Origin of the sequence: Pseudoflavonifractor sp. An176 (assembly GCF_002160435.1) — a bacterium.
In the GTDB taxonomy this organism is placed as follows: Bacteria; Bacillota; Clostridia; order Oscillospirales; family Oscillospiraceae; genus Enterenecus; species Enterenecus faecium.
The window spans coordinates 15,994-41,451 of sequence record NZ_NFKO01000018.1; the positions used below are offsets into that span (position 1 = coordinate 15,994).

Below are 25,458 nucleotides of genomic sequence, written 5' to 3' on the forward strand. Positions count from 1 at the left end.
TTTTATTTCATAAAAAATAATAACATGATTTGTATTTAATAAAAAATCATACAAATTTGCCTGAAATACGCCTGCGGTCTTCCAGCTGTCTGGGCAAAGGATGGGGGAAATCCCCGGCTGAAAGCGGGCGAATGAGTGGAAAGAAATGAGAGAACTTTGGAACACTCCAGGGGTTCACCGGAAAATGACCCATAAAATAGTTGAAAATGTGTGTATTGTATAATTTGTATTGTTAGAAAGGTGGAAAATATCAAATCTCTGTGCAATGTGTTGATTTTCTCGTAAGTGGATGCTAACATCTCCTGTAAAGACACCAGACATTTACACAGTTTGTATGAAAGGGAGAGATGAATGGTGAAACGAATTGCATCCATTTGCTTGGCAGCGTCTCTGCTGGCCTCCATGGCAGCGCCGTTTTCTCTGGCGGCCCGGCCTCTGACCGACACCTTGGGGGACCCGGTGCTGGACCTGTCTTTTGAGGGGACGCTGGCAGACGGCTCCACCCTCCAGCACCCGGTGACTGCCTCGGAGGAGAGCAAGCTCACCTTTGTGGACGGGGTGGAGGAGGGAACCCAGGCGGTGGAACTCCAGGGGGCCCATTTGAATCTGGGCACCTCTGTGGAGCTCCAGCCCCAGGACTTGACCCTCTCCTTCTGGCTCAAGCCCACCCAGACCATGACCGGGGAGCAGATCATTACTTGGAACAAGAACGAGTACAACGCCGACGGCTGGTATTTGAGCAGCCTCAACGACTCCATTCCTCTAGAGCTGTCCATCGGCCCCGGCTCCTCCCAGCCCTACCTGGTGGCGGTGGATGGAAACCGCAGCGAGTTTTTCCCTGCGGGGGAGTGGACCCATATCGTGGTGACCTATGACCATGTCACCAAGGACGTGAACATCTACCGCAACGGCATTCCCCAGACCACCCGCATCAAGTACGGCATCAACGACAGTTCCACCGGCGTACTGGGCCAGACCGACGCCATGAAGAGCATCGGCTGGAACGGCGAGGTGTACAAAACCGACTCCTCCCACCTGCGGGGAGCGCTGGACGAGTACCGGGTGTACGACGAGGTGGCCACCCAGAAGGACGTGCTGGCCCTCTATGAGGAGATGGGCGGCCAGGTGGACGGGGCAGAAGTGGCCCAGGCAGATTTAAACGGGCTCACCATTCCCAGCCGTACCACCGAGAACCTGACCCTGCCCGCAGAAGGGGCCTCCGGCTCCACCATCCGCTGGGAGAGCTCCGACCCCGATGTCATCGCCCTGGACGGCACGGTGGTGCGGGGGGAGGAGGACCAGACCGTCACCCTCACCGCCTACGCCCAGTACCAGGACGCCCCGGAGCAGAGCAAGGAGTTCACCGTGGTGGTGGCCGCCCAGGTCCGGGAGGGGCTGAACATTGAAAACTCTGGTCTGGAGAATGTGACCCTCACCGACGACTACTTGGTCAACGCCTCCCAGCAGGAGCTGAACTATCTGGCGGACACCCTGGACCCCAACCGTTTCCTCTACGAGTGCTACAAGAGCGCAGGGCTCAACCCCGCCGACTACGGCAGCACCCAGGGCTATCCCGAGGGATGGGAGCGCAGCCAGGGCTCCAACTTCCGCAGCCACGCCTTTGGGCACTACATGTCCGCCATGGCCATGATGTACCGCAGCTACAACTATTCCACCGACAACGCCCAGGTCAAGACCCTGCGGGACAAGCTGGAGACCGCTGTGGAAGGCTTGAAGGTGTGCCAGCAGGCCACCTACACCGATGACAACCCGGATAACGACGGCTTTGTGGCCGCTTTCCCCGTGGAAGTGCTGGGTCTGGCCGACGGCCTGAGCACCTCCAACGAGCCGGTGGTGGTACCCTACTACAACCTGCACAAGGTGCTGGCGGGTCTGCTGGAGATCTACAACGACTTGAGCCTCAGCCCCAAGGCGGAGGACCAGACCCTGGCCCAGGATGCCCTGACTCTGGCGGAGAATCTGGGCACCTTCCTCTATAACCGCCTGGTGGGCCACGTGTCCAAGGACCGGATGCTGGCCACCGAGTACGGCGGCATGAACGACGCTCTCTATGAGCTCTACCGCCTCTCCGGCGACCCCAAGCACAAGGAGGTGGCCCAGCTGTTTGACGAGACCTCTCTGTTCTGGGAGCTGGCCAACGGCAATGACGTGCTCAATGGCAAGCACGCCAACACCACCATCCCCAAGTTCATCGGGGCTCTGAAGCGGTATACCGTGCTCAGTGAGCCGGAGTATTACGACCAGCTGACCCAGGAGGAAAAGGACGAGCTGCCCCAGTATCTCAAGGCGGCAGAGTCCTTCTGGGACACCGTGGTCAACCACCACACCTATGTCACCGGCGGCAACAGCTGCTCCGAGCACTTCCACGCCGCCGACCAGCTGTACGCCCAGGCCACCGGCTCCAACGGCGGGGCGGAGACCACCTGCGAGACCTGCAACACCTACAACATGCTCAAGCTGTCCCGGGAGCTGTTCAAGGTCACCGGGAAGAAGAAGTATCTGGACTACTATGAGAACACCTACATCAATGCCATTCTCCCCTCCCAGAACCCGGAGACCGGCATGACTATGTACTTCCAACCCATGGCCCCCGGCCACAACAAGGTCTACAGCCGTCCGGATACCGAGTTCTGGTGCTGCACGGGCACGGGTATGGAGAGCTTCTCCAAGCTGGGGGACAGCCTGTACTACACCGATGAAAACCAGGTGTACGTCAGCATGTTCTTCTCCTCCACCTTCACGGACCAGGAGCGCAACCTCAAGCTCGCCCAGACCGCCAACATGCCCAACGAGGACACCGTCACCTTCCAGGTGGAGAGCCTGGACGGCGGCCAGGTGAAGGAGGGCACCCAGCTGCTGGTGCGGGTGCCCGACTGGCTGGCCGGACCCCTCACCGTGGAGAAAAACGGCGTGGCCTACGAGTATGACACCTCCTACGGCTTTGCTGTCATTGACGTGGCCGCCGGGGACGAGATCGTGTGCACCATGCCCATGGAAGTGGTGGCCTACGACCTGCCCGACAACGCCAACTTCGTGGCCTTTAAGTACGGTCCCATGGTGCTCAGTGCCGACCTGGGGGACAAGGACATTGACTCCTACGTGCCCAACGGCATCCTGGTCCGAGCTGCCACCCTGGACGCCGACGCCCAGACGGTCATCGGCATCCAGAACCAGAGCGTGGAGCAGTGGCTGGACAACCTCACAGAGAACCTGGTGCGTGTGGAGGACGACGAGAAGGGCCGGGTGCAATTTGTCTTAAAGAATACCGACTCCGACGACGGCGCCCTGGTGTACACCCCCCACTACATGCAGCACGGGGTACGCTACGGCCTGTACATGTACCTGGAGGAGCCGGACTCCCCCGCCATGCAGGAGCGCATTCTGGCGGAAAAGCAGTCCCTGCGGGAGGAGGAGCGGGCCGTCTCCAACCTCACCAACTTCGACGCCAACAACTCCGAGGCGGCCAAGGACCTGAAGTTTGACCGCTCCAGTGTGGGCGTGTTCCAGGGCAGACAGTACCGCCACGCCGAGAGCGGTGGCTGGTTCAGCTACAACATGGAGCTGGACGTGAACGCAGAGCACAACTACCTGCGCTGCACCTACTACGGCGGCGATGTGGGACGCTCCTTTGACGTGTACCTCAACGGGGAGAAGTTCAAGACCGAACGCATCACCGATGAAAACGGCAAGGTCTTCTACTACGTGGTGGACGAGATTCCCCAGGAGTATCTGGACAACCCCAACTACAAACTCAACGAGGACGGCAGTTACAAGCTGGACGAGAACGGGGAGAAGATTCCCGTCATCGAGGTGAAGTTCCAGTCCACAGGCGGCTATGCCGGCGGCCTGTTCGGCATCTCCATTCTCAACTCCCTGGAGTATGACAAGGACCCCGCCCTGTCCGGTCTGTCCTTTGAAGAGGGCACCCTCACGCCGGAACTGACCCAGGACGTCACCGACTACACCCTCACCGTGCCCACCGGAACCCAGAGCGTGACCATGGATGTGGACCCCCACACCCCCAGCGGCCTCATCTACGTGGGCGGGGAGGGCGGCATCCTCATTGACGACACCCTGTCCCGCACTGTGGCCCTCACCGGGGAGGAGACCGTGTTCACCCTGCGCTCCTACGCCCAGGACCACGAGACGTATCTGGACTACACCATCACCGTGAAGACTCAGGACCAGGAGCCCACCCGGGTGGACAAGAGCATCCTGCAAACCACCTATGACTATGCACGGACCCTGTCCACCGACGGCGTGGCTCAGTCTGCCGCCGACTACTTCCGCCAGGTGCTGGAGGAGGCCGGACAGGTGCTGGCCGACCCCAACGCCACCCAAGAGCAGGTCAACGCCGCCTGGGACAACCTCCTGGAGGGCATCTGGGGCCTTGGCCTCATTCAGGGGGACAAGACCATGCTGGACCTGGTCATCCTTCGGGCTCAGGACATGGTGGCACAGGCGGACAAGTACGTGGCCACCCACTGGCCCGAGCTGGTGGATGCCCTGGCAGCGGCTGAGACCGTGCAGAAGGATGGGGACGCCCTGCAAGGGGACGTGGACCAGGCCACCGACGCCCTGTTGGATGCCATTTTGGCCCAGCGGTTCCGGGCGGACAAGTCCATCCTGGAAGAGCTTCTCACGAAGGCCCAGGGCATGGACCTCACCGGCTATACCGCCGAGAGTGTGGCGGCATTCCGCTCCGCTCTGGCCAGCGCCCAGGCGGTGCTGGCAGATGAGAGCCTCACCGAGGACGACCAGGCCGTGGTGACCCAGGCGGTGGACGCGCTCACCGCTGCCATGGAGGGGCTCACCGCAGAGGGCGCACCCGAGACCACGGACAAGCCCGAAGCCACCCAGACCCCCGAGGCAACCCAGCGGCCCCAGGCCACGCAGAAGCCGGAGCGTGTGCCCCAGACCGGGGACGCTGCTCAGCTGTGGTTGTGGCTGGCCAGCGGCGGGGCGGCGGGTACCGCCCTGATGGGTGCCGCTGTTCACACCCGCAAGCGCAAGAAATAAAGCAAAAAAACATGGAGGAGCTTTGCTCTTCCATGTTTTTTGCATATCAAGTTACCAAGCTGGATTTTTCTCCGGGGAGAGGGCGGCGGAAAAATAGGACATATCCTTCCCGTTGATGATATAGGAGAAGTCCCCTTCAGGGCCGTCAAACTCCACATACACCCCGCTGGGGCGGCGGTCGGCCTGGGACAGAGCCACGCTCCACAGCTTCATCACTGCCTCGTCGCCGTAGTACAGCACGGCGTCCGGGGTCTCCTGGGGTGGGTTTCCAGGCAGTTTGCCAGGCCCCAGAGCGGAGATGGCGTTGTAGACCACATAGGCGTTGTCTCCGGTGATGCGCAGGGAAGTGCCGTCCACCTCAGCCCGCAGATTGTCCTGATAATAGCACTGGTAGGTCTGGGTGGATAGGGCGGAGACAAACCGCTTATATCCGTACTGATGGCCCAGAACCCGGGCTACCGGGACGATACACAGCAGCAATAAGACCAGGCCGATGGCCAGCAGCACTAGGAGTTTCCACTTCCCGCTGGGGGCCTTGCGCTGCTGGGGCGGGGTGATTTGCTCGTATAGGTCAGCCATAGGGAACCCCCTTTCTACTGGGCAGATGGGGAACGTGGGTTAGAACTGTGCGCCGCCGAACTCCAGCAGAGTCAGCTGCTTGTTGCGGTCGGCGGTCCAGTTGATGGACCAGCCGGAGGCGAAGAGGAGCAGCTGGTTGCCCTTGTAGTCCTCCACCAGCATGGCGTCGTTGGGCAGCACCAGGTCGTCGGCCCGGAGGGGCTCGTCTCCGTCGTGCTCAATCCAACGCAGGAACTGGTAGGGCAGACCCTCCACGTACAGGTCCACTCCGTACTCATTGCGCAGGCGGTACTCCAGCACGTCAAATTGCAGGGTACCCACTACGCCCACAATGACTTCCTCCATGCCGGAGTAGGGGGTCTTGAAAATCTGGATGGCGCCTTCCTGGGCGATCTGTTCCATGCCCTTGAGGAACTGCTTGCGCTTCATGGTGTCCAGGGGCCGCACCCGCTTGAAGTGCTCGGGAGCAAAGGTGGGGATGGGGTTGAACTGGAACTTATGGGAGGCGGTGCACAGGGTATCGCCAATGGAGAAAATGCCCGGGTCAAACACGCCGATGATATCTCCGGCGTAGGCCTCTTCAATGATCTCACGCTCGGCGGCCATGAGCTGCTGGGGCCGGGAGAGCTTGATCTTCTTGCCGCCCTGGACGTGGTAGACCTCTTTGTCCGCCTGGAACTTGCCGGAGACGATGCGCATGAAGGCGATACGGTCCCGGTGGGCCTTGTTCATGTTGGCCTGAATCTTAAAGACGAAGGCGGAGAAGTCGTCGTCGAAGGAGTCGATGAGCTCCTCTCCGGCCATGCGGGGCAGGGGGGCGGTGGTCATGCGCAAGAAATCCTCCAGGAAGGGCTCCACGCCGAAGTTGGTCAGGGCGGAGCCGAAGAACACGGGGGAGAGTTTGCCGTGGCGCACTCGGTCCATGTCGAACTCGCAGGAGGCCCCGTCCAGCAGCTCAATCTCGTCCACCAGCTGGCGGTAGTGGCTCTCGCCAATGAGGCCCGCCAGCTCCGGGTCGTCCAGATTCACCTCGGTGGCGATGGCGGCCTTGGCGTTGGTGTTGGAGGTGAAGTGGATGATCTTCTTGCGCTGGCGGTCGTACACGCCCTGGAACTCCTTGCCGCAGCCGATGGGCCAGTTGACGGCGTAGGTGTCGATGCCCAGCTCTCGCTCCAGCTCCTGGCACAGGTCAAAGGGGTCCTGGGCCTCTCGGTCCATCTTATTGATAAAGGTGAAGATGGGGATATCCCGCATGGCGCAGACCTTGAACAGCTTCCGGGTCTGAGCCTCCACGCCCTTGGCGGCGTCGATGACCATCACGGCGGAGTCGGCGGCCATGAGGGTGCGGTAGGTGTCCTCAGAGAAGTCCTGGTGGCCGGGGGTGTCCAGAATGTTGATGCAGAACCCCTCGTACTGGAACTGCATCACAGAAGAGGTGACGGAGATGCCGCGCTGTTTCTCAATCTCCATCCAGTCGGAGGTGGCGGCCCGGGCATTCTTCTTGCCCTTGACCACGCCGGCCTGGGCAATGGCGCCTCCGTAGAGGAGGAATTTCTCGGTGAGGGTGGTTTTACCGGCGTCCGGGTGAGAGATGATGGCGAAGGTTCGCCGCCGGTTGATCTCAGCTTCGTACAGTGACAAGGAAACAACCTCCATATGATAAAATTGGGGCAGTCAGGCAAAACCACCCCATTGTGTATGATAGTGGAGCAATTATACCACCAACCGGGGAAAAGGGCAACAGAGAAAGTGGGAAAACGGGGACGGCGTAGAGTCCGGCTCGATTGTTTTTGCATACCAATGGCATAGGGGCTGTGGGGGAGTCCCCAGTCCCTGATTGTGAAAAGGAGGGACTGCCATGACAGGACTGAAAGCCGTACTCAGTGATAAAGCAGTCTGGGTGGCTGTGGTAGGCCTTGTGGCTGGTATTGCGGTGGCCCTGGGCTTTAATGAGAGCATGGTGGCTACCATATCCGGTGGGGTACTTTCGGTGGTGTCTGTGGTTTTGATGGCTCTGATGGGAGTCAAGAAGGCCAAGAGTACGAAACAGACGGCGTCTGACCCAGAGCAACCGGATGCCGACGACCAGGCGTCGGACGGATTGGGATAAGATTGGGAAAACCGGCGGGAGACCGCCGGTTTTCCTTGTCCGCAGCAGGAAATTTCCGGGAAAAGGCGTGGGGATTGCCTTGGGTGGGGAAGAATGATATAATCAGCTGTTAGTATTACCGCAACACCCCACACCAGGGAAGGAGAGCCACACTATGAAGCTCATGGTCATCGACGGAAACTCCATCGTCAACCGGGCCTTTTACGGGGTCAGTCAGAATCTGTCCACCCGAGAGGGCCTGCCCACCAACGCCATTTTCGGCTTTGTCAACATCCTCTTGAAGCTGCTGGAGGAGGAACAGCCGGAGGGGCTGGCGGTGGCCTTTGATTTGAAGGCGCCCACCTTCCGCCACCTGGCCTATGAGGGCTACAAGGCCCAGCGCAAGGGCATGCCGGAGGAGCTGGCGGTGCAGATGCCGGTGCTGAAACGGCTGCTGGACGCCATGAACATTCGCCGCTATGAGCTGGAGGGCTGGGAGGCCGACGACCTGCTGGGCACCATGGCCCGGGTGAACGGGGAGGAGGGCGGCCAGACCGTGGTGGTCACCGGAGACAAGGACTCCTTGCAGCTTATCACCGACTCCACCACCGTCAAGCTGGTGTCCACCCGTATGGGCCGCACCACCACCCGCAACATGACCCCGGAGGTGTTTCGGGAGGAGTACGGCTTCGACCCCATCCACATCATCGACCTCAAGGCCCTCATGGGGGATACCTCGGACAACATCCCCGGGGTCAAGGGCATCGGCGAGAAAACCGCCATGGCCCTGCTGGCCCAATACCCCTCCATTGATGACCTGTACGCCCACCTGGACACGGTGGAGGTGAAGCCCGCCGCCCGGAAAAAGCTGGTGGAGGGGGAGGGGGACGCCCGGATGAGCTACGACCTGGCCACCATCCGCTGCGAGGCCCCCATGGACTTCCATCCCCAGGACACCCTGCGCCAGCCCTTCCACAACGATGAGCTGTACCAGCTGCTGCTGGAGCTGGAGTTCTCCAAGCTCATCGACAAGCTGGGGGTGCGGCCCACTTCCACATCGGTCGCCCAAGCTGTGGAAGAAACCCCCGAAATTCGGGTGGAGGGGGTGTACCTCACGGGCGAGGAGCAGCTGGCCCAGGTGCTGCCAAAGTGGGAGAAAGCGGACTTTGTGGTGGTGCTCCCCCTGCCCAATCTGGACGGGGTGACGGTGAGCCTCCATGAGGGAGACAAGGGCTGGCTGTACGACGTGCGCAGCAGCCGCTACGAAGGAGATTACCAGGCCTTCTTGGCCCAACTCTTCGGTCCCAAGGTAAAAAAAGTGGCCCACGGGGTGAAAGAACTGTGCGAAAAGCTGCTGGACGAGGGCATTCAAGGCGAAGGCTTTGTCTTTGACACCCAGCTGGCCGCCTATCTCTTGGACCCCACGGCGGGCAGCTATGACCTCTCTAAGCTGTCCATGCAGTACCTCAAAAAGGAGCTGGAGGAGTCCAGAGCCTGGCGGGACGAGGAGGCCTTCGGGGCCCTGTCCGACCAGGTGAAAGCCCAGACCGAATGGTATGAAGATAACGCCCTCATCGGGGCCCTCTACGAGAAGCTGGCCCCTCAATTGGACGAGCTTGGGCTGACTCAGCTGCTTCAGGAGATGGAGATTCCCCTGTGCTCTGTGCTGGCCAATATGGAGCGGCGCGGGGTGCTGGTGGACAAGGGAGCCCTGTCCCGGTTTGGCGAGATGCTCACCGGGCGCATTGTGGACACCCAGAAGGCCATCTATGAGCAGGCGGGGGAGGAGTTCAACATCCTCTCGCCCAAGCAGCTGGGCCACATTCTGTTTGAAAAGCTGGGGCTGCCCCCCATCAAGAAGACCAAGACCGGGTACTCCACCAACGCCGAGGTACTGGAGAAGCTGCAATATCAGCACCCCATTGTCTCCCTGGTGCTGGAGTACCGACAGCTGACCAAGCTCAACTCCACCTATGTGGAGGGCTTGAGCAAGGTCATTGCCGGAGACGGGCGCATCCACACCAGCTTCCAGAACACCGTCACCGCCACCGGGCGGCTGTCCTCCACCGAGCCCAACTTACAGAATATCCCTGTGCGCACCGCCCTGGGGGCGGAGATGCGCACCATGTTTGTGGCCCGGCCCGGCTGGGTATTGGTGGACGCCGACTACTCCCAGATCGAGCTGCGGCTGCTGGCCCACATGTCCGGGGATGAGGCCATGATTCAGGCCTTCCGGGATGGGGTGGACATCCACACCGTCACCGCCTCCCAGGTCTTTGGGGTGTCTCCGGACCGGGTGACGGCTGACATGCGCCGGGCGGCCAAGGCGGTGAACTTTGGCATCGTCTATGGCATTTCCCCCTTCTCCCTGTCTCAGGATATTCATGTCTCCGTGGCCCAGGCCAAGAGCTATATGGAGAAGTATTTTGCCCACTACGCCGGAGTGCGGGCCTATATGGACGGCGTGGTGGAGCAGGGCAAGAGTCAGGGCTATGTGTCCACCCTATATGGCCGCCGCCGCTGGCTGCCCGAGCTGAAAAGCTCCAACTTCAACACCCGCAGCTTTGGCGAGCGGGTGGCCCTGAACATGCCCATCCAGGGCACCGCCGCCGACATCATCAAGCTGGCCATGATTCGGGTGGAGCATCGCCTGGCCCAAGAGGGGCTCCAGGCCCAGCTAGTGCTCCAGGTCCACGACGAACTCATTGTGGAGTGTCCCCAGGCTGAGGCGGACACCGTGGCCCGGCTCCTCACCCAGGAGATGGAGGGGGTGGCCCAGCTGGCCGTGCCCCTCACTGCCGAGGCCAAGGTGGGCCAGACCTGGGCCGAGGCCCACTAAACAGGAGGTAGAACCACGTGAAGTATACACTGACCCCCATGACCGCCGAGCTGATTCCCCAGATTGCAGCCCTGGAGCGGGCCTGCTTCTCCCACCCCTGGACGGAGGAGATGCTGCAACAGGAGCTGTGGAACGAGGCCGCCGTCATCATCGTAGCCCTGCGGGAGGACGGCGTGGTGTTGGGCTACGCCGGATTGCAGACGGTGCTGGACGAGGGGTATATCAATAATGTGGCGGTGGCCGCCAATGTCCGCCGCCAGGGCATTGCCGACGAGCTCATCGCCGCCTTTGTCCGGTTTGGCCAGGCCAAGCTGGCCTTCTTGACCTTGGAGGTGCGGGCGTCCAACGCCCCTGCCATTGCCCTCTATATGAAACACGGCTTTGCCCAGGTGGGGCGGCGGAGAGGGTACTACGACGATCCCAAAGAGGACGCCATTTTGATGACACTGGAGTTTGAACATGGAACTGAAAGCGCTCAATGAGAAGGAACTGGCCTCCCTGTATCGGGAGGAGATGGAATATGACTTTCCCCAAAGCGAGCTCAAGCCCCTGGGGGCCATGCTGCGGCTGTTAGACCTGGGGCAGTACGACCCCTTGGTGGCCACGGAGAACGGGGAGACGGTGGGCTACGCCATGGTGTGGCTGTCCAAGGACCGGAAAGGGGTACTGTTGGACTACCTGGGCGTGCTGCGGGGCAAGCGCAACGGCGGCACGGGGGGAAAGATTCTCGCCCTGCTGTTGGAGCGATACGGTCACATCTTCGGAGAGGCGGAGGCCCCCACCAGCGACGATGAGGGGGAGAACCAGCTTCGCCGCCGCCGAATTGGCTTCTATCAGCGCAACGGCTTCCGGGTGTTGGACTATGGGTGCGCCCTCTTCGGAGTGCATTTCAAGTGCCTGTACGGCGGACCGGAGACGGATGACCGGGTGGTAGAGAAGCTGCACCGCAGGGTCTACGCCGACTATTTCTCCCCCGCCCATATGCAGCAATACATTCAACTGCCCCTTTCCCCCGGCGAGGACATTCACCCTGCCCCGGCCTGGACGGAGGAGCATAATCCCACGGAATATGAGAGAAAGGTGATTTCATGAAAATTTTAGCCTTTGAATCCTCCTGTGACGAAACCGCCGCCGCCGTGATGGAGGATGGCCGCACCATCCTGTCCTCGGTGATTGCCTCCTCGGCGGACATGCACGCCATTTACGGCGGCGTGGTGCCAGAGATTGCCTCCCGCAAGCATGTGGAGGCCATTTCCGGCCTGGCCGACGAGGCTCTGCGCCAGGCTGGGGTGGACAAGTCGGAGATTGACGCCGTGGCCGTGACCCACGCACCCGGCCTCATCGGGGCTTTGCTGGTGGGGGTATCCTTTGCCAAGTCGGTGGCCTACGGCCTGGGGGTGCCCCTCATCCCTGTGCACCACGTCCGGGGCCACATCGCCGCCAACTACATCGCCCACGCCGACCTGGAGCCGCCCTTTTTGTGCCTGTGCGTCTCCGGCGGCACCACCGCCCTGGTGGATGTGAAGGACTACACCCATTTTGAGGTGCTGGGTGGTACCCGGGACGACGCGGCGGGGGAGTGCTTTGACAAGATCGCCCGAGTCCTGGGTCTGGGCTACCCCGGTGGTGGACCCATGGATAAGATGGCCCAGGGGGGCAACGACAAGGCCTACACCTTCCCCCGGGCCCACGTGGCGGACCACCCCCTGGATATGTCCTTCTCGGGTCTGAAGACGGCGGTGCTCAACACCGTCCACAACGCCCAGCAGAAGGGGGAGAAGTTGGACCTCCACGACCTGGCCGCCTCCTTTGCCGCCGCGGTGTCCGACACCCTGGTGCCCCGCACCATGGAGGCCAACCGGATGTTGGGCTACAACAAGATCGCCGTGGCCGGCGGCGTAGCCGCCAACAGCCGCATCCGGGCAGATTTGCAGCGGGAGTGCGAGAAGGTGGGGGCCAAGCTGTGGCTGCCGCCCCTGTCCCTGTGCGGAGACAATGCAGCAATGATTGGATGCCAGGGGTACTATGAGTACCAGGCTGGCAACACCGCAGGCTGGGACCTGAACGCCAAGGCCAGCCTGGATATCTCCAAGGACCGCTGAGACTTCCACAGAGATTGTGCAAAATGTAGAAAATTCGCCGGATATTTTTGGTGCATCCCCAGTGTGGGTTTGGAAGCGCCGGTTTTTCCCCTATATCTTGTGGAACTGTCGATGTATGTCGAATTTCACGAACGGTTTTCCTTGCATTTCCAACGTTCTGCCTTATACTGTTTCTCAGAGAGAGGAAAGGAGAGGAAGGAAAAAATTGGAAACCGGCGAGCTGTTTTTGGAAACCCTGCGTGTGAGAGATGAGGCAGGGACGGAGCGTTGCTTTGACTACTACATTTTGCTGGAGCACCTGGAGCTGGAGGGCTACTCCGGCGAGAGCTACGGGGTCAAGATTGAGGAGAAGGAGACCGGAGAGGTGGCGGTAGCCCCCGATGTGACCTGCCGCTCCTCGGTGATCTATCAGCTGGCCCAGACCTTGCTGCTGCACCAGGTGACTCCGTGCACCTTGGTGGACGTCATACAGGACTGGCTTTCATAAAAATTGCGTTCTCCGCGGGGAGAACGCAATTTTTTATGTCTTTGTGGTCACTGGGGCAGGGAGAAGATCTCCCCGGCTACCTGGTCGGCGGTTTGATATACCCCCTCAAAGTCCACGTGGGGATTATACAGAGCTTCCAGATTGTCATGGGCGGCTTTGGCCTGGCGCAGGCCGTCCACAGCCTGGTCCACCAGGGCCTGAGCCACCTTCTGGGCAAAGCGCAGCCGGGGACGGCTGGAGCGGTACACCTCCCGGTCCACCATGGCGTCCAGGCGCAGGCGGCGGTAGGGGTGGTGGGGCCAGGGCGCAGCGGCGTTGGAGGTGACAAAGGCCAGGGACAGGTCGGGGAAGATGAGATGGGCCAGGCGTTGGGGGGCCATGGGGTCCGGGCAGGCCACCACCTGGTGCCCGGTGGCCAGCCCGGCGGCCAGGATGGGGGCCAGCAGGTCGTGGGCCAGGCCGTAGCTGTCCCACAGCTCATACACCCGTCCGGCCTGGGCCTCCACCGTCTCCCACAGGGTGACACTGCCCTGATAGGTGACGGCGGAGAGAAAACCTTGGTGTTCCACGCCGGGGGCGGCGGCCAGGGGCTTTAACTCCCGGAGGATGATACCCCGGGCCCGCCGGGCCAGCTTTTGGGTGAGCAGGTCGGAGGTGACCCGGTCGTGGACGTCCTCCAGCAGCTCCCCGGCGGCGCCCAGACAGCGATACACCCGCTTATAGCAGGCAGAGCAGGCCTGCCCGGCGGCGATAATCTCCCCTTTGATGGGCTGTAACCCCTCCCAGGAGTAGAAGCGGCTCAAATCCACATATCGCTCCACCGCTCCCGCGCAGGCGGGCTCCACCACGTGAGGGGCGGTGCCGTCCACAACGGCTACTCCCAGCTTTGGAAGAATCACAGCGTCCAGGGAGTCGGGGTCACCGGAGCAGGGAATTTCGATTACCTCATGTCCGGCGGCCTGGGCATGGCGTCCCACCCGGCGCATGAGAGAGGATTTTCCGCACCCCGCCCCGCCCTTTAAGATGTACACCGCCCGGTGGCTCTCCGGGTCAGACAGCTGGTGGTACAGGGAAGAAAAGCCCAAAGGGGTGTTGCCACCCAGGAAATATTGAACATTCGGCATTGGTCAGGCCTCCTCGGCAAAAAAGTTACAACTCAACCTATGCCAGAGAAAGGGGAGAGGTGAGAGTGAGGAGGGGCCGACCAACCACTTATGGGGCAAAACCGACCAATGGTAGAAAAACAGTGGAAATATCTTCTGGGATTCCTTATACTAGCCTCAACCAGGGAGGTGATAGAGCATGCAGGTAGAAATCAAACTGGACCCCAACTGTGAACAGACTCGCGTTGTGGTGGTGACAGCCCAGGTGGATGAGCAAATCTATGACCTGGTACAGCAGCTGTCTCAGCAGTCGCCCGCCATTTTGTCCGGCTTTCGCGGAGAGGAGGCGGAGATTTTGGACCCGTCCCAGCTTCTGCGAGTGTATGCCTCGGACGGGAAGGTGATGGCAGTGACCACGAGGGGAGAATACCTGTTGAAAATGCGGCTGTACGAGGTGGAGAAACGGCTGGACAAACGAAGCTTTGTGCGCATCTCCCACTCGGAAATCATCAATCTAAAGCAAGTGAAGAAATTTGATTTGAGCTATACCGGCACCATATGCGTCTGCTTTCTGGATGGGAGCACCTCCTATGTCTCCCGAAGAAATGTGGCAAAAATCAAAGAAGTATTGGGATTGTGAGGGATGAATATGAAACGAATGGCATGGGTTCGCTGCCTGTTGGGGGCGTGTTTGGGGATCAGCATCAGCACGGTAATCGCCATTGTGGTGTCGGCCATGTTGGGGGATGGGACCTATTATGCCGTCCATCCGCAGCTGATTCAGGATATGGGATCGGAGCTGGCTGCCGTGGTGCTCCAAACCGGGGTATCTGTTTTGTATGGGGCCGCCTGGGGAGGGGCCTCCCTGATTTGGGAACGGGAGGACTGGAGCCTCACGCGCCAGACTCTGACCCATTTGGTGATTTGTTCCCTGGCCACCTTCCCTGTGGCGTATGTGATGCGTTGGATGGGTCGGGATGTGATGGGAGTGGTGAGCTACTTCGCCATCTTCCTGGCCGTTTACGCAGGGGTGTGGGGGCTCCAATTTGCCCGCATGAAACGGCGCATTGCCAGCATCAACCGCTGCATGCAGCAGTGGGGGAGCGGGGCAGAATGATACCGGATCTGGATAAAATCTGAAACGGAGATGAAAAACAGCGCAGCGCCCCTGAAAACAGGGGGGCTGCGCTGTTGGCGGGAAAGGGTTCAGCGGCGGTCCAGACGAGAGAGAATGATGGCTGTGCAGATACCAACCACCACGCAGATGACAAAGGTGCAGAACAAGATCTCCCCGGCCACCAGTTCATTGGTGAAAAAGGGGAAAAAGTTAAGCATTGCCCCGGCATAAAGTACAACAAACACACCTACAGCCAACCAAAGGACAAACTTTACAGGTTTCTTCACGATGTTACCCTCCTTGCCTTTCTCATGGTAACAGAATTGTATCATAGCGCCCGGGAAATCACAATGGAAGGGGACGGAAGAGACTTGCAAGAAGCGGTTGAAAACAGCTGGAAAATACGGTATAATCAAAGGACTGTGAAACTTCTCCCCCTTTGGGGAGGTCCAATATTACTCTTGGGAGCCCAGCTCCCGTGGAATGGAAGTGTGGAAGTTGAAGTACGATTTTGCCAACATCGAGCCCAAATGGCAGAAGAAGTGGGAGGACGCCAAGGTCTATGCCGCCCACGACAACAGCGACAAAAAGAAGTTTTATGGCCTGGTGGAGTTCCCCTACCCCTCAGGCCAGGGCCTGCACGTGGGCCATCCCCGGCCCTATACCGCCATGGACATCGTCTGCCGCAAAAAGCGCATGGACGGCTACAATGTCCTGTTCCCCATGGGCTTTGACGCCTTCGGTCTGCCCACCGAGAACTACGCCATCAAAAACCACATTCACCCCGCCAAGGTGACCCACGATAACATCCAGAACTTCACCAGCCAGCTGAAAATGCTGGGCTTTGGCTTTGACTGGGATCGGGTCATCGACACCACCGACCCCAAGTATTACAAGTGGACCCAGTGGATTTTCCTCCAGCTGTACAAGCACGGCCTGGCCTACAAGGCCACCATGCCCGTGAACTGGTGCACCTCCTGTAAGTGCGTGCTGGCCAACGAGGAAGTGGTGGACGGCGTGTGCGAGCGCTGCGGCGCCCCCGTCATCCGCAAGGAGAAGAGCCAGTGGATGCTGAAGATCACCGAGTACGCCCAGCGCCTCATTGACGACCTGGACGAGGTGGACTTCATCGAGCGGGTGAAGACCCAGCAGCGCAACTGGATTGGCCGCTCCACCGGTGCGGAGGTCACCTTCCACTCCACCAACGGTGACCCCATTGTGGTGTTCACCACCCGCCCCGACACCCTGTTCGGCGCCACCTACATGGTGCTGGCCCCCGAGCATGCCCTGGTGGCAGAGTGGAAGGAGAAGGGCCTTCTGAAGAACGTGGAGGACGTGGAGGCCTATCAGCGGGCCGCCGCTGCCAAGTCCGACCTGGAGCGCGCCGAGCTCAATAAGGAGAAGACCGGCGTAAAGCTGGACGGCGTGGCTGGCATCAACCCCGTCAACGGCAAGGAGATCCCCATCTTTATTTCCGACTATGTTCTCTCCACCTACGGCACCGGTGCCATCATGGCCGTGCCCGCCCACGACGACCGTGACTGGGCCTTTGCCAAGAAGTTCGGCTGTGAGATTATCGAGGTGGTGTCCGGTGGCGAGGACGTGCAGAAGGCTGCCTTTACCGCCAAGGACGAGACCGGCATCATGGTCAACTCCGACTTCCTCAACGGCCTGACCGTCAAGGACGCCATCCCCGCCATTACCAAGTGGCTGGAGGAGAAGGGCATCGGCGAGGCCAAGGTCAACTACAAGCTGCGTGACTGGGTGTTCTCCCGTCAGCGTTACTGGGGCGAGCCCATCCCCATGGTGTGGTGTGACAAGTGCGGCTGGGAGCCTCTGCCCGAGGATCAGCTGCCTCTGCTGCTGCCTGACGTGGACAGCTACGAGCCCACCGACGACGGCGAGTCCCCCCTGTCCAAGATGACCGACTGGGTCAACACCACCTGCCCCAAGTGCGGTGGCCCCGCCCGTCGGGAAACCGACACCATGCCCCAGTGGGCTGGCTCCAGCTGGTACTACCTGCGCTATATGGACCCCCACAACGACAAGGCCCTGGCCTCCAAGGAGGCTCTGGACTACTGGTCCCCCGTGGATTGGTACAACGGCGGCATGGAGCACACCACTCTGCACCTGCTCTACTCCCGTTTCTGGCACAAGTTCCTCTACGACATCGGCGTGGTGCCCACCAAGGAGCCCTATCAGAAGCGCACCAGCCACGGCATGATTCTGGGCGAGGGCGGCGAGAAGATGTCCAAGTCCCGGGGCAACGTGGTCAACCCCAACGACATCGTGGCCCAGTACGGCGCCGACACCCTGCGCCTGTATATCATGTTCATCGGCGACTTCGAGCAGGCCGCTGTGTGGTCGGACAACGCCGTGAAGGGCTGTAAGCGCTTCCTGGACAAGGTTTGGAACCTGGCTGAGAGCTGCAAGGACGACGAGAACCAGTCCGAGGCCAACGCCGCCTCCCTGCACAAGTGCATCAAGAAGGTGGCCGACGACATCGAGGGCATGAAGTTCAACACCGCCATTGCTGCCATGATGAGCCTGGTCAACGAGTTTGGCCAGAACGGCTGCACCAAGGGCGACATGAAGGCCCTCATCACCATGCTGTCCCCCTTCGCTCCCCACATCGCCGAGGAGCTGTGGGAGATGCTGGGCTACGGCGCTCTGGGCTTTGTCTGCCAGCAGCCCTGGCCTGAGTACGACGAGAGCAAGACCGTGGCCTCCGTCCTCAACCTGGTGGTGCAGGTCAACGGCAAGGTGCGCGCCAACATCCAGGTGCCCGCTGACGCCGACAACGACGCCATTGTGGCTGCCGCCCAGGCCGACGAGAAGGTCCAGAAGTTCACCCAGGGCATGAACCTGGTGAAGTCCATTGTGGTGCCTGGCCGTCTGGTGAACCTCATCGTCAAGCCCTGATTGAAGTGAATACACGGAGCGCAATGGTGCTCTGTATGAAAAAGGAGACGCTCACGACCTGTGAGTGTCTCCTTTCAGACTGTCAAAAAACCTCATGTGCATGCAAGAAGGATACATTTTCTTGCATCATCAAAAAGCCCTCGGTAGAGTTTTCCCGCCCGGGGGCGGGAAAATAAATTAAAATCTGTTTTTCCGGGGACATGCGCATCGGAAAAAACACTTCTCAGCCCGCCAGTGTGGAATCGGGTCGCCCTTTGACCCGATTATGCATGCAGCGGGCTGCAACTTTTCGAAAAAATGCTGGCATTTTTGAGAAGCGTGTCGAACTTCGACACGCTGAAAGGCCGGGACAAGTTAGCTTGTCCCGGCCTGGTGTTGTGCAGCGAAATGGAATTAGCCATTGCGGCGCTTCCGGGCCATGGTCAGTCCGCCCAGAGCGGTGGCGCTGGTGAGCAGAACGCCCACCATAGCGGTCAGCTGGCTGGCGTCCCCAGTCTGGGGCACCTGCTCCGGCTTCTGGGTGGCCTGAGGCTTGTCGGTGGCCTCGGGGGTCTGGCTGGCCTCGGGCTTCTCGCTCTCCTGGGGCTGCTGAGCGGTGAGGCCGTCCATGGCGGCAGCCAGGCGGGCGGCAGCGGCGTCCACGGTGTCTTGGTCGTCTACGCTGATGGTCTCGTCTGCCATCAGGGTTTGCACCGCAGCCAGGGCGGCCTGGAACTCTGCCACGCTTTCGGCGGTGTAGCCCTCCAGGTCGATGTTCTCAGCCTTGCCCAGAAGGTCCTCCAGGTTCTCCTTGTTGGCCTTGAGCCGCTGGGCCAGAATGGCATTCAGCAGGTTGTCGGCCACGGGCTGGATGTCCTCGTCCAGAGCGTCCCCGTTGTCCATCATGGCACGGGCCTCCACCAGGGCGGTCTCCAGCATGCCCCAGTACTGGGGTACATACTTGCCTTCCACCATGCTCTCGGCCTTGGTGATGAGCTGCTCCAGGGTGCTCTTATCCCCCTGGGTGATGCCCAGGCCCCAAATGCCCTCCAGCAGAGCGTCCCAAGCGGCGTTGACCTCCTCCTGGGTGAGGTTCTCCTTGGCCAGCACCGCCTGGGCATTGGCCAGCGCCTGCTCAAAGGCCTTTTTGGCAGAGGTGGTGACGCCGTCGGTGGACAGGGTCAGGGCATATGCCACGGTCTTTTCCAGCAGGGTGGTGTCCACCTCTTCCGGCGGGGTGGGAGTTTGGGGGAACTGGTCCATATCCTTGAGGGTCAGGCCATTGTCGGTGGCGTATTGGGCAGCGGCGCTGCCTGCCTGGGCGTAGATGGTGACGTCTTTGCTGTGGAACAGGTCCTTGCCCAGCTGGGTCACTGACGGGGGGATGAGAATGTCCTTGAGGGCGGCATTTTCCCGGAACACACACTCACCCAGGGTGGTTACAGTATCGGGAATCTGGAACTGAGTGCGGGTGGCGGCGGCAGGGTAGACTAAGAGCTCTTTGATGTCGTTGTCATAGAGCACCCCGTCCTGAGCGGTGAAGTAGGGGTTACCCTGGTCCACCGTGATCTGGGTCAGGCTGGAGAAGGAGTCAAAGGCGTAGTCGATGTTGTCAATGTTTTTCAGGGTTTCGGGGAAGGAAATGCTCTGAATTTTGTCGGCGGCCTCATCGTTGAACAGCTTGGGAGCCAAGGCGGTGGTGGGGACATCGTAGAAGGTGTCGGGGATATCCCAGTGGGTCTCGCTGCCCAGGTAGTCGCACACCGCCACGCCATTGTGATAGGTAAAGGCATAGTCGCCCACGACCTGGTACAGGCTGTCACTGAAATAGGGCTTGTGGTCTTTGCTGAAGGTGTCCACGTCGTCGTAGATGGCACCCCAGGTGGAGTCCACAAAAATCCACCCATCCTCCACATATGCCATATTCCAGGCGTGGCCGCCATAGGCGGAGTCGCCGTTGACCAGGATGCAGGGGATCTCCAGGTAGGAGAGCATGGCCTTGGTCAGGTTGGAATAGGCCTGGCAGATGCCTTCCCCTTCAATAAAGGCGGTGTAGGCGTTTTGGTCTTTGACGCTGTTGTCGTAGTCGTAGGCGATGTGCTTGTTGACCCAATCTTTGATGGCAACCACCTTTTCGTAGTCGCTGGACTTGTCCTGGGTGACCTCCACAGCTTTGGCACCGATCTCCTCAAACTGCGGTTGAGTGATGATGATGTCATCGTGGGCCACATAGGTCTCAGGGTTGGTCTGCTCCAGCATGGCCACCAGCTCCTGGTTGGAGCCTTTAATGTGGGCTAAGTCCATTCCTCTGCTCTGGGCAAAGCTGATGCCGGTGCCGCCCAGCCCCAAGGCCAGAACACCGGCCATACAGCCAGCTACAAGTTGTCTTCCGTGCAATTTCATATCAATCTCATTTCCTTTCTCTCAAGGGTGTGTCAATTGTACCATGAAGTGGAAGTGTGCGCAATAGACAAGAAAAGCAGGGGAACCAAGGGAGAAATTGGGAAAATGTGAAATGAAGCCAAAAGATACCCAGAGGGGAAGAGAATCCAGAGAAGGGGCACAGAGAGGGACCAAATGTGAGGTGTAGAAGAGGGAAGAAGAGAGAAAAATTTTTTTATATAAAAATCTAGTTGACAATGGGCTGGATTTTTCATATAATACCACTGTTAAAGCCATACGAAATGGCCCTTAAAGCATCCTGGATGAAGCCGGATGCCTCGGAGGGAGGGAAATATAGATGTCCGAAATTCATGTCCGTGAGGGCGAGTCTCTGGAGAACGCTCTGAAGCGCTTCAAGCGTAGCTGCGCCAAGTCCGGCGTGCTGGCCGAGGTGCGTAAGCGCGAGTTCTATGACAGCCCCAGCGTCAAGCGCCGCAAGAAGAGCGAGGCCGCTCGTAAGAACCGCAAGAAGTACTATTGATAAGCTAAAAGACCGTTGCAGAGTCATCTGCAACGGTCTTTTCCTATGTTGCCAGCACCTGTTCCAGACACCCCTCCACCTCGGGGCCCGGCAGCAGCACCGCCCCCAGGTGCATCTCCCGGGCCAGCTTCACCTTTTCGTGGATGGATTGCGAGGTGTCATAGAGGACAAAGTGGGCCTGTCCTCCGGCGGCCATGTAGGTGTAGTAGTGGGCGCACAGGCCCCGGTCGTAGAACACCGCCGGTTCCAGCCGCCGCATTTGCTGCTCTAAGTGTTGCAGGGAGATGGGGGTGCCCCGGCGCTGGGCGGGGAGAGGAAAATCCTCTCGCACCCACTCCACCGCTAGGGTGGTGCGGGGGGCCCCGTGGCGCTCCACTGCCTCTTGCAGTCGTCGGCGCAGGGTGCCCGCCGTCACCACCGAGGACACCAGCACCCGGCCCCCAGGGGCGAAGGGGGCAAACTGGGGCGGCACGTCCAAGGTCCACCCCTGGGCCTGACAGTTGCGGTCTAAGATATGAACGATGCGCCCAAGACAGCCCACAGGCGCCCCTTCAAAGTCGCAGACAATGCCGGAGTACCCCCGGTGGCGGCACTCCCACAGGATTTGACGACAGCAGGGGATGGGGTCGCCGCTGCCGTCGTGGTCCCGACAGTCCAGCAGCATCACCCCGCCCCGCAGCTGGGGCGGCAGACGCATTCCCAAAAGTTTCGGGCCCGGTCCGATGCGGTAGGCCATGTGGGCGGGGATGGCCTGGGGATGGGAGAGATTGGCGGAGGGATGGGCCGCCAAGAGAACTTGGGTCATGGTAGGTTCCCCCTTGTGAGTGAAGTGGATTTGTGATAACATGTCCGAGGGGCGATCTGAAAAGTCGAAATCCTTGACTTTTCCAGCAATCAATGCCAGCTACTGCGTTAAAAATCCTGGGAATCCATCCAGGATTCCTGCGTTTTTTGCCTTGTATCTGTCTGTTGCTTGTGGAAAATTCGTCGATTTCTTATTTTTCAGATACGCCCTATTGGAATCCTATGCTCTTGTTGAGCAGAATAGAAGGTGAGCTATGCCCTTATTTCGCGCCAGCCACGTGGCTGACAACATATATCAATTGACCGGAGAAGCCCTCCAGCGCCGAGGGATTCGGCTGCTGCTGGCCGACCTGGACAACACCCTGGTGCCCTACGGCGTGCCCCTGCCCGACGAGAAGTTAAAGGCGTGGCGGGACGATCTGGCCGCCCACGGAGTCACCCTCTTTGTGCTGTCCAATAACCGCCATGCCCAACGCCCCTCCACCTTTGCCAATGGGCTGGAGGTGCCCTACATCGGCCACGCCGGGAAGCCCAAGACCCCATCCTTTTTCAAGGCCATGGAGCAGATGGGGGTGACACCCCAGGAGACCGCCATTGTGGGGGACCAGGTGTTTACCGACGTGCTGGGTGGCAACCGGGCGGGAGTGACCACCATTTTGGTCAAGCCCATCCGCCTGGCGGGCAATCCCGGGCGGTATCTGCGGTACGCCGTAGAGGTGCCCTTCCGGCTTCTATCCGCAGGAGGTGAGAGACTGTGAGTGCAACATTCGGACCTGCGGGCAACGCAGAGAGTTTCCCCTACAAGTCCTCGGTGGACGCTCCCCGGTGGCTGGGCGAGCTGGGCCTGGACTGCTACGAGTACCAGTGCGGCAAAGGGGTGCGGGTGAAGGAGGACACCGCCGTGGCGCTGGGTCGGCAAGCCCAGGAGCACGGCATTTCCCTGTCTCTCCACGCCCCCTACTTCATCAACCTGGCCAACCCGGACCCGGAGTCCCAGGAGAAAACCATCGGCTATATCACTGCCAGCTGCCTGGTGGCCGATCAGATGGGAGCTACCCGGGTGGTCATCCACTCCGGCGCCCTCATGAAGCGCACCCGGGAGGAGGCCATGAACATCGCTCTGCCTTTTTTGAAGGAGATCGTGGCGGTGTGCCAGGACCAGGGCTTCGGCCACATTACCCTATGCCCGGAGACCATGGGTAAGATCAATCAGCTGGGGGATCTGGACGAGGTATTGCGCCTGTGCCAGGTCCACGAGAGCCTCATCCCCTGCGTGGACTTCGGCCACCTGTACGCCCGCTCTCTGGGCAAGGACGAGGGGGCGGAGGCGGTGGAGCGGATGCTCTCCCGCATGGAGTCCGAGCTGGGTACAGACCGGGCCAGCCGCTTCCACAGCCATTTCTCCCACATTGAATTTACCCCCAACGGGGGCGAGAAGTGTCACCGCACCTTTGACGACGACGGCGGCTACGGCCCCGCTTGGGAGCCCCTGGCCCAGGCCGTGGCAGAGCGGGGGTGGAGCCCCACCTTTATCTGCGAGAGTGCGGGCACCCAGGCGGAGGACGCCTTGACCATGAAACGCATTTATCAGAGTTATCTGTAAAAAGGAGTGTTTATTCCATGAATCACATCAAGAATATTGCCAAGGAACTGCATAATCTGGGCCTGGACGCCATGCTGGTGACTTCTGAGCCCGGCGAGTTCTATGCTATGGGCTTCCACGGGGAGGGCGTGGCCTTCATCACTTCCCAGGAGTGCTGGTACTACACCGACTCCCGGTACATTGAGGCCGCCAACCAGGAGATCACCGGGGCCCACGTGGACGTGCTGCGCTCCGGCCAGAGCTACCGTCAGCTGGTGATGTCCCTGGTGGCCACCCACAACGTGAAAAAGCTGGGCTTTGAGGACGAGGGCATGAACGTACACCAGTACAAGCTGTGGCAGGAGGCCCTGCCCGGGGTGGAGCTGGTGCCCGCTTCCGACCTCCTGACCCGCCTGCGCATGGTCAAGGACGAGGAGGAGCTGGCCGTCATGCGGGAGGCCCAGCGCATCACCGACGAGGCCTTTACCGAGATTTTGAACTATGTGAAGCCCGGCGTCACCGAGAGCGAGATCGCCGCCCGCCTGACCTACATCATGGCCAGCAAGGGCGCCCAGCGCAACTCCTTCGACCCCATCGTGGCCAGCGGTGCCAACGGCTCCAAGCCCCACGCCGTGCCCGGCCTGTCTGTCATCGAGAAGGGCCAGTTTGTCACCATGGACTTCGGCTGTGTGGTGGGTGGCTACTGCTCCGACATGACCCGTACCGTGGCCGTGGGCGAGCCCACCGACGAGATGCGCCTGGTGTATGACACCGTTCTGAAGGCCCAGCTGGCTGGCATTGCCGCCGCCCACGGCGGCGTCACCGGCGATGTGGTGCACAACACCGCCGCCAAGGTGATTGCCGACGCCGGATACGGGGAATACTTCGGACATGGCTTCGGCCACTCCCTGGGCATTGAGATCCACGAGAATCCCCGCTTCTCTCCCTTCTGGACCCAGACCATTCCCTCCGGGGCCACCCTGTCCGCCGAGCCCGGCATCTACCTGCCCGGCAAGTTCGGCGTGCGCATTGAGGATGTGCTGTGGCTGACCGACGAGGGCTGCGTGGACATCACCGCTTCCCCCAAGGATTTGATCATTCTGTAAGCAAATCAGACCCACCCGAGAGTTTTCCCATTTCTCTGTGAGAATTGTGGGTGACCCCCTTGCAAAAAAAGGGGAGATAGGGTATAATACAGTGAATTATACTTTGGATTCCCAAACTTTTATATTGGAGGACGAGACCAATGGCAATGATTACCGCAGGTGATTTCCGCAACGGCGTGACCTTTGAGATGGACGGAAAGGTGATGCAGGTTGTCGAGTTCCAGCACGTCAAGCCCGGTAAGGGCGCCGCTTTCGTGCGTACCAAGATGAAGAACGTCATCACCGGTGCTGTCACCGAGACTTCTTTCAACCCCACTGCTAAGTTCGAGCAGGCTTTCGTGGACCGCAAGGAGATGGAGTACAGCTACAACGATGGCGATCTGTACTACTTCATGGACATGGAGACCTACGACATGCTCCCCGTGAACAAGAGCGTCCTGGGCGACAACTTCAAGTTCGTCAAGGAGAACATGTCCTGCAAGATCATGTCCTACAAGGGCAGCGTGTTCGGCGTGGAGCCCCCCAACTTTGTGGACCTGGAGGTCACTGAGACCGAGCCCGGCATCAAGGGCGACACCGCCACCAACGTCACCAAGCCCGCCACTCTGGAGACCGGCGCTGAGATCAAGGTGCCCCTGTTCATCAACGCTGGCGACCGTATCCGCATCGATACCCGCACTGGCGAGTATATGGAGCGCTGCAAGGGCTAATTAGCTGTAAAGTAATTCAAACACGCCGAGATTTCCTTGCGGGTATCGATTACCCCGCAAAGCGGGGCGCACGTAG

21 protein-coding genes are annotated in these 25,458 nt (G+C 60.2%); 15 read left to right on the forward strand and 6 right to left on the reverse strand.

All coding sequences use genetic code 11. The features are described from left to right. Positions 1-354 precede the first annotated feature (354 nt). The gene (locus B5F12_RS08205) at positions 355-5,040 is read left to right on the forward strand and encodes a beta-L-arabinofuranosidase domain-containing protein (protein WP_158096783.1); all 4,686 of its coding nucleotides are present in this window, start codon (positions 355-357) and stop codon (positions 5,038-5,040) included. 51 nt (positions 5,041-5,091) lie between these two features. On the opposite strand, the gene B5F12_RS08210 is transcribed toward B5F12_RS08205, so the two are convergent. Next, positions 5,092-5,619, reverse strand: coding sequence for a hypothetical protein (locus B5F12_RS08210; protein WP_087233043.1), 528 nt, complete (start codon positions 5,617-5,619; stop codon positions 5,092-5,094). Between the two features lie 39 nt (positions 5,620-5,658). After that, positions 5,659-7,260 carry a peptide chain release factor 3 gene (locus B5F12_RS08215; protein WP_087233047.1) on the reverse strand — a complete coding sequence of 534 codons (1,602 nt, stop codon included), beginning with the start codon at positions 7,258-7,260 and terminating at the stop codon, positions 5,659-5,661. A 217-nt stretch (positions 7,261-7,477) separates the two neighbouring features. Here B5F12_RS08215 and B5F12_RS08220 point away from each other — a divergent pair, with 217 nt between their 5' ends. The 6 genes from B5F12_RS08220 (at position 7,478) to B5F12_RS08245 (ending at position 13,136) form a co-directional block, all read left to right on the forward strand. Continuing rightward, positions 7,478-7,729, forward strand: a complete 252-nt coding sequence (locus tag B5F12_RS08220) for a hypothetical protein (RefSeq protein WP_087233050.1) — start codon at positions 7,478-7,480, stop codon at positions 7,727-7,729. Between the two features lie 154 nt (positions 7,730-7,883). After that, the gene (gene polA / locus B5F12_RS08225) at positions 7,884-10,547 is read left to right on the forward strand and encodes a DNA polymerase I (protein ID WP_087233053.1); all 2,664 of its coding nucleotides are present in this window, start codon (positions 7,884-7,886) and stop codon (positions 10,545-10,547) included. A gap of 17 nt (positions 10,548-10,564) precedes the next feature. Then, positions 10,565-11,029: a ribosomal protein S18-alanine N-acetyltransferase gene (rimI, locus tag B5F12_RS08230; RefSeq protein WP_343224110.1), complete on the forward strand. Its 465-nt coding sequence runs from the start codon at positions 10,565-10,567 to the stop codon at positions 11,027-11,029. After that, positions 11,007-11,639 carry a GNAT family N-acetyltransferase gene (locus B5F12_RS08235; protein WP_087233056.1) on the forward strand — a complete coding sequence of 211 codons (633 nt, stop codon included), beginning with the start codon at positions 11,007-11,009 and terminating at the stop codon, positions 11,637-11,639. The genes rimI and B5F12_RS08235 overlap by 23 nt, the downstream gene beginning before the upstream one ends. Continuing rightward, entirely contained in the window at positions 11,636-12,649 is a 1,014-nt protein-coding gene (gene tsaD, locus B5F12_RS08240) for a tRNA (adenosine(37)-N6)-threonylcarbamoyltransferase complex transferase subunit TsaD (protein WP_087233059.1), read from the forward strand. Before B5F12_RS08235 ends, tsaD begins: the two co-directional genes overlap by 4 nt. A 205-nt stretch (positions 12,650-12,854) precedes the next feature. After that, positions 12,855-13,136, forward strand: coding sequence for a DUF6514 family protein (locus B5F12_RS08245; protein WP_087233062.1), 282 nt, complete (start codon positions 12,855-12,857; stop codon positions 13,134-13,136). A gap of 47 nt (positions 13,137-13,183) precedes the next feature. Here the strand turns inward: B5F12_RS08245 and B5F12_RS08250 are convergent, their stop codons facing one another. Further along, a complete protein-coding gene (locus B5F12_RS08250; RefSeq protein WP_242954925.1) occupies positions 13,184-14,260 on the reverse strand; it encodes a hypothetical protein in 1,077 nt (358 codons plus the stop codon). 178 nt (positions 14,261-14,438) lie between these two features. On the opposite strand from B5F12_RS08250, the gene B5F12_RS08255 reads away from it, so the two are divergent. Together B5F12_RS08255 and B5F12_RS08260 are read left to right on the forward strand one after the other, a co-directional pair. Beyond that, positions 14,439-14,879, forward strand: a complete 441-nt coding sequence (locus B5F12_RS08255; protein ID WP_087233065.1) for a LytTR family DNA-binding domain-containing protein — start codon at positions 14,439-14,441, stop codon at positions 14,877-14,879. A 9-nt stretch (positions 14,880-14,888) separates the two neighbouring features. Further along, complete coding sequence (locus B5F12_RS08260) at positions 14,889-15,356, forward strand: DUF3021 domain-containing protein (RefSeq protein WP_087233067.1); 468 nt, start codon at positions 14,889-14,891, stop codon at positions 15,354-15,356. Between the two features lie 89 nt (positions 15,357-15,445). On the opposite strand, the gene B5F12_RS11755 is transcribed toward B5F12_RS08260, so the two are convergent. Further along, a complete protein-coding gene (locus tag B5F12_RS11755) occupies positions 15,446-15,643 on the reverse strand; it encodes a hypothetical protein (protein WP_087369520.1) in 198 nt (65 codons plus the stop codon). A gap of 211 nt (positions 15,644-15,854) precedes the next feature. Between B5F12_RS11755 and leuS the strand changes: the two genes are divergently transcribed. Continuing rightward, entirely contained in the window at positions 15,855-18,278 is a 2,424-nt protein-coding gene (gene leuS, locus B5F12_RS08265) for a leucine--tRNA ligase (protein ID WP_087233070.1), read from the forward strand. Positions 18,279-18,671: 393 nt separating this feature from the next. On the opposite strand, the gene B5F12_RS08270 is transcribed toward leuS, so the two are convergent. Then, entirely contained in the window at positions 18,672-20,660 is a 1,989-nt protein-coding gene (locus tag B5F12_RS08270) for a transglutaminase domain-containing protein (RefSeq protein ID WP_087233073.1), read from the reverse strand. Between the two features lie 337 nt (positions 20,661-20,997). Between B5F12_RS08270 and rpsU the strand changes: the two genes are divergently transcribed. Continuing rightward, positions 20,998-21,180: a 30S ribosomal protein S21 gene (rpsU, locus tag B5F12_RS08275; RefSeq protein WP_087233076.1), complete on the forward strand. Its 183-nt coding sequence runs from the start codon at positions 20,998-21,000 to the stop codon at positions 21,178-21,180. Positions 21,181-21,223: 43 nt separating this feature from the next. Here the strand turns inward: rpsU and B5F12_RS08280 are convergent, their stop codons facing one another. After that, positions 21,224-21,985: a hypothetical protein gene (locus tag B5F12_RS08280; RefSeq protein WP_087233079.1), complete on the reverse strand. Its 762-nt coding sequence runs from the start codon at positions 21,983-21,985 to the stop codon at positions 21,224-21,226. A gap of 253 nt (positions 21,986-22,238) precedes the next feature. Here B5F12_RS08280 and B5F12_RS08285 point away from each other — a divergent pair, with 253 nt between their 5' ends. The 4 genes from B5F12_RS08285 to efp all read left to right on the forward strand — a co-directional run bounded on the left by B5F12_RS08285 (position 22,239) and on the right by efp (position 25,382). Then, positions 22,239-22,742, forward strand: coding sequence for a YqeG family HAD IIIA-type phosphatase (locus tag B5F12_RS08285; protein WP_087233082.1), 504 nt, complete (start codon positions 22,239-22,241; stop codon positions 22,740-22,742). Further along, positions 22,739-23,587, forward strand: a complete 849-nt coding sequence (locus B5F12_RS08290) for a TIM barrel protein (RefSeq protein WP_087233085.1) — start codon at positions 22,739-22,741, stop codon at positions 23,585-23,587. Before B5F12_RS08285 ends, B5F12_RS08290 begins: the two co-directional genes overlap by 4 nt. A gap of 17 nt (positions 23,588-23,604) precedes the next feature. Continuing rightward, entirely contained in the window at positions 23,605-24,672 is a 1,068-nt protein-coding gene (locus B5F12_RS08295; protein WP_087233088.1) for a Xaa-Pro peptidase family protein, read from the forward strand. Positions 24,673-24,818: 146 nt separating this feature from the next. After that, positions 24,819-25,382, forward strand: coding sequence for an elongation factor P (gene efp / locus B5F12_RS08300; protein ID WP_087233097.1), 564 nt, complete (start codon positions 24,819-24,821; stop codon positions 25,380-25,382). Positions 25,383-25,458 lie beyond the last annotated feature (76 nt).

Coding starts and splice junctions, on each gene's coding strand:
- polA (WP_087233053.1), top strand. CDS start 7,884: ATGAAGCTCATGGTCATCGACGGAAACTCCATCGTCAACCGGGCCTTT.
- B5F12_RS08255 (WP_087233065.1), top strand. CDS start 14,439: ATGCAGGTAGAAATCAAACTGGACCCCAACTGTGAACAGACTCGCGTT.
- rpsU (WP_087233076.1), top strand. CDS start 20,998: ATGTCCGAAATTCATGTCCGTGAGGGCGAGTCTCTGGAGAACGCTCTG.
- B5F12_RS08220 (WP_087233050.1), top strand. CDS start 7,478: ATGACAGGACTGAAAGCCGTACTCAGTGATAAAGCAGTCTGGGTGGCT.
- tsaD (WP_087233059.1), top strand. CDS start 11,636: ATGAAAATTTTAGCCTTTGAATCCTCCTGTGACGAAACCGCCGCCGCC.
- B5F12_RS08260 (WP_087233067.1), top strand. CDS start 14,889: ATGAAACGAATGGCATGGGTTCGCTGCCTGTTGGGGGCGTGTTTGGGG.
- B5F12_RS08210 (WP_087233043.1), bottom strand. CDS start 5,619: ATGGCTGACCTATACGAGCAAATCACCCCGCCCCAGCAGCGCAAGGCC.
- B5F12_RS08285 (WP_087233082.1), top strand. CDS start 22,239: ATGCCCTTATTTCGCGCCAGCCACGTGGCTGACAACATATATCAATTG.
- B5F12_RS08295 (WP_087233088.1), top strand. CDS start 23,605: ATGAATCACATCAAGAATATTGCCAAGGAACTGCATAATCTGGGCCTG.
- B5F12_RS08270 (WP_087233073.1), bottom strand. CDS start 20,660: ATGAAATTGCACGGAAGACAACTTGTAGCTGGCTGTATGGCCGGTGTT.
- efp (WP_087233097.1), top strand. CDS start 24,819: ATGATTACCGCAGGTGATTTCCGCAACGGCGTGACCTTTGAGATGGAC.
- B5F12_RS08280 (WP_087233079.1), bottom strand. CDS start 21,985: ATGACCCAAGTTCTCTTGGCGGCCCATCCCTCCGCCAATCTCTCCCAT.
- B5F12_RS08235 (WP_087233056.1), top strand. CDS start 11,007: ATGGAACTGAAAGCGCTCAATGAGAAGGAACTGGCCTCCCTGTATCGG.
- B5F12_RS08250 (WP_242954925.1), bottom strand. CDS start 14,260: ATGCCGAATGTTCAATATTTCCTGGGTGGCAACACCCCTTTGGGCTTT.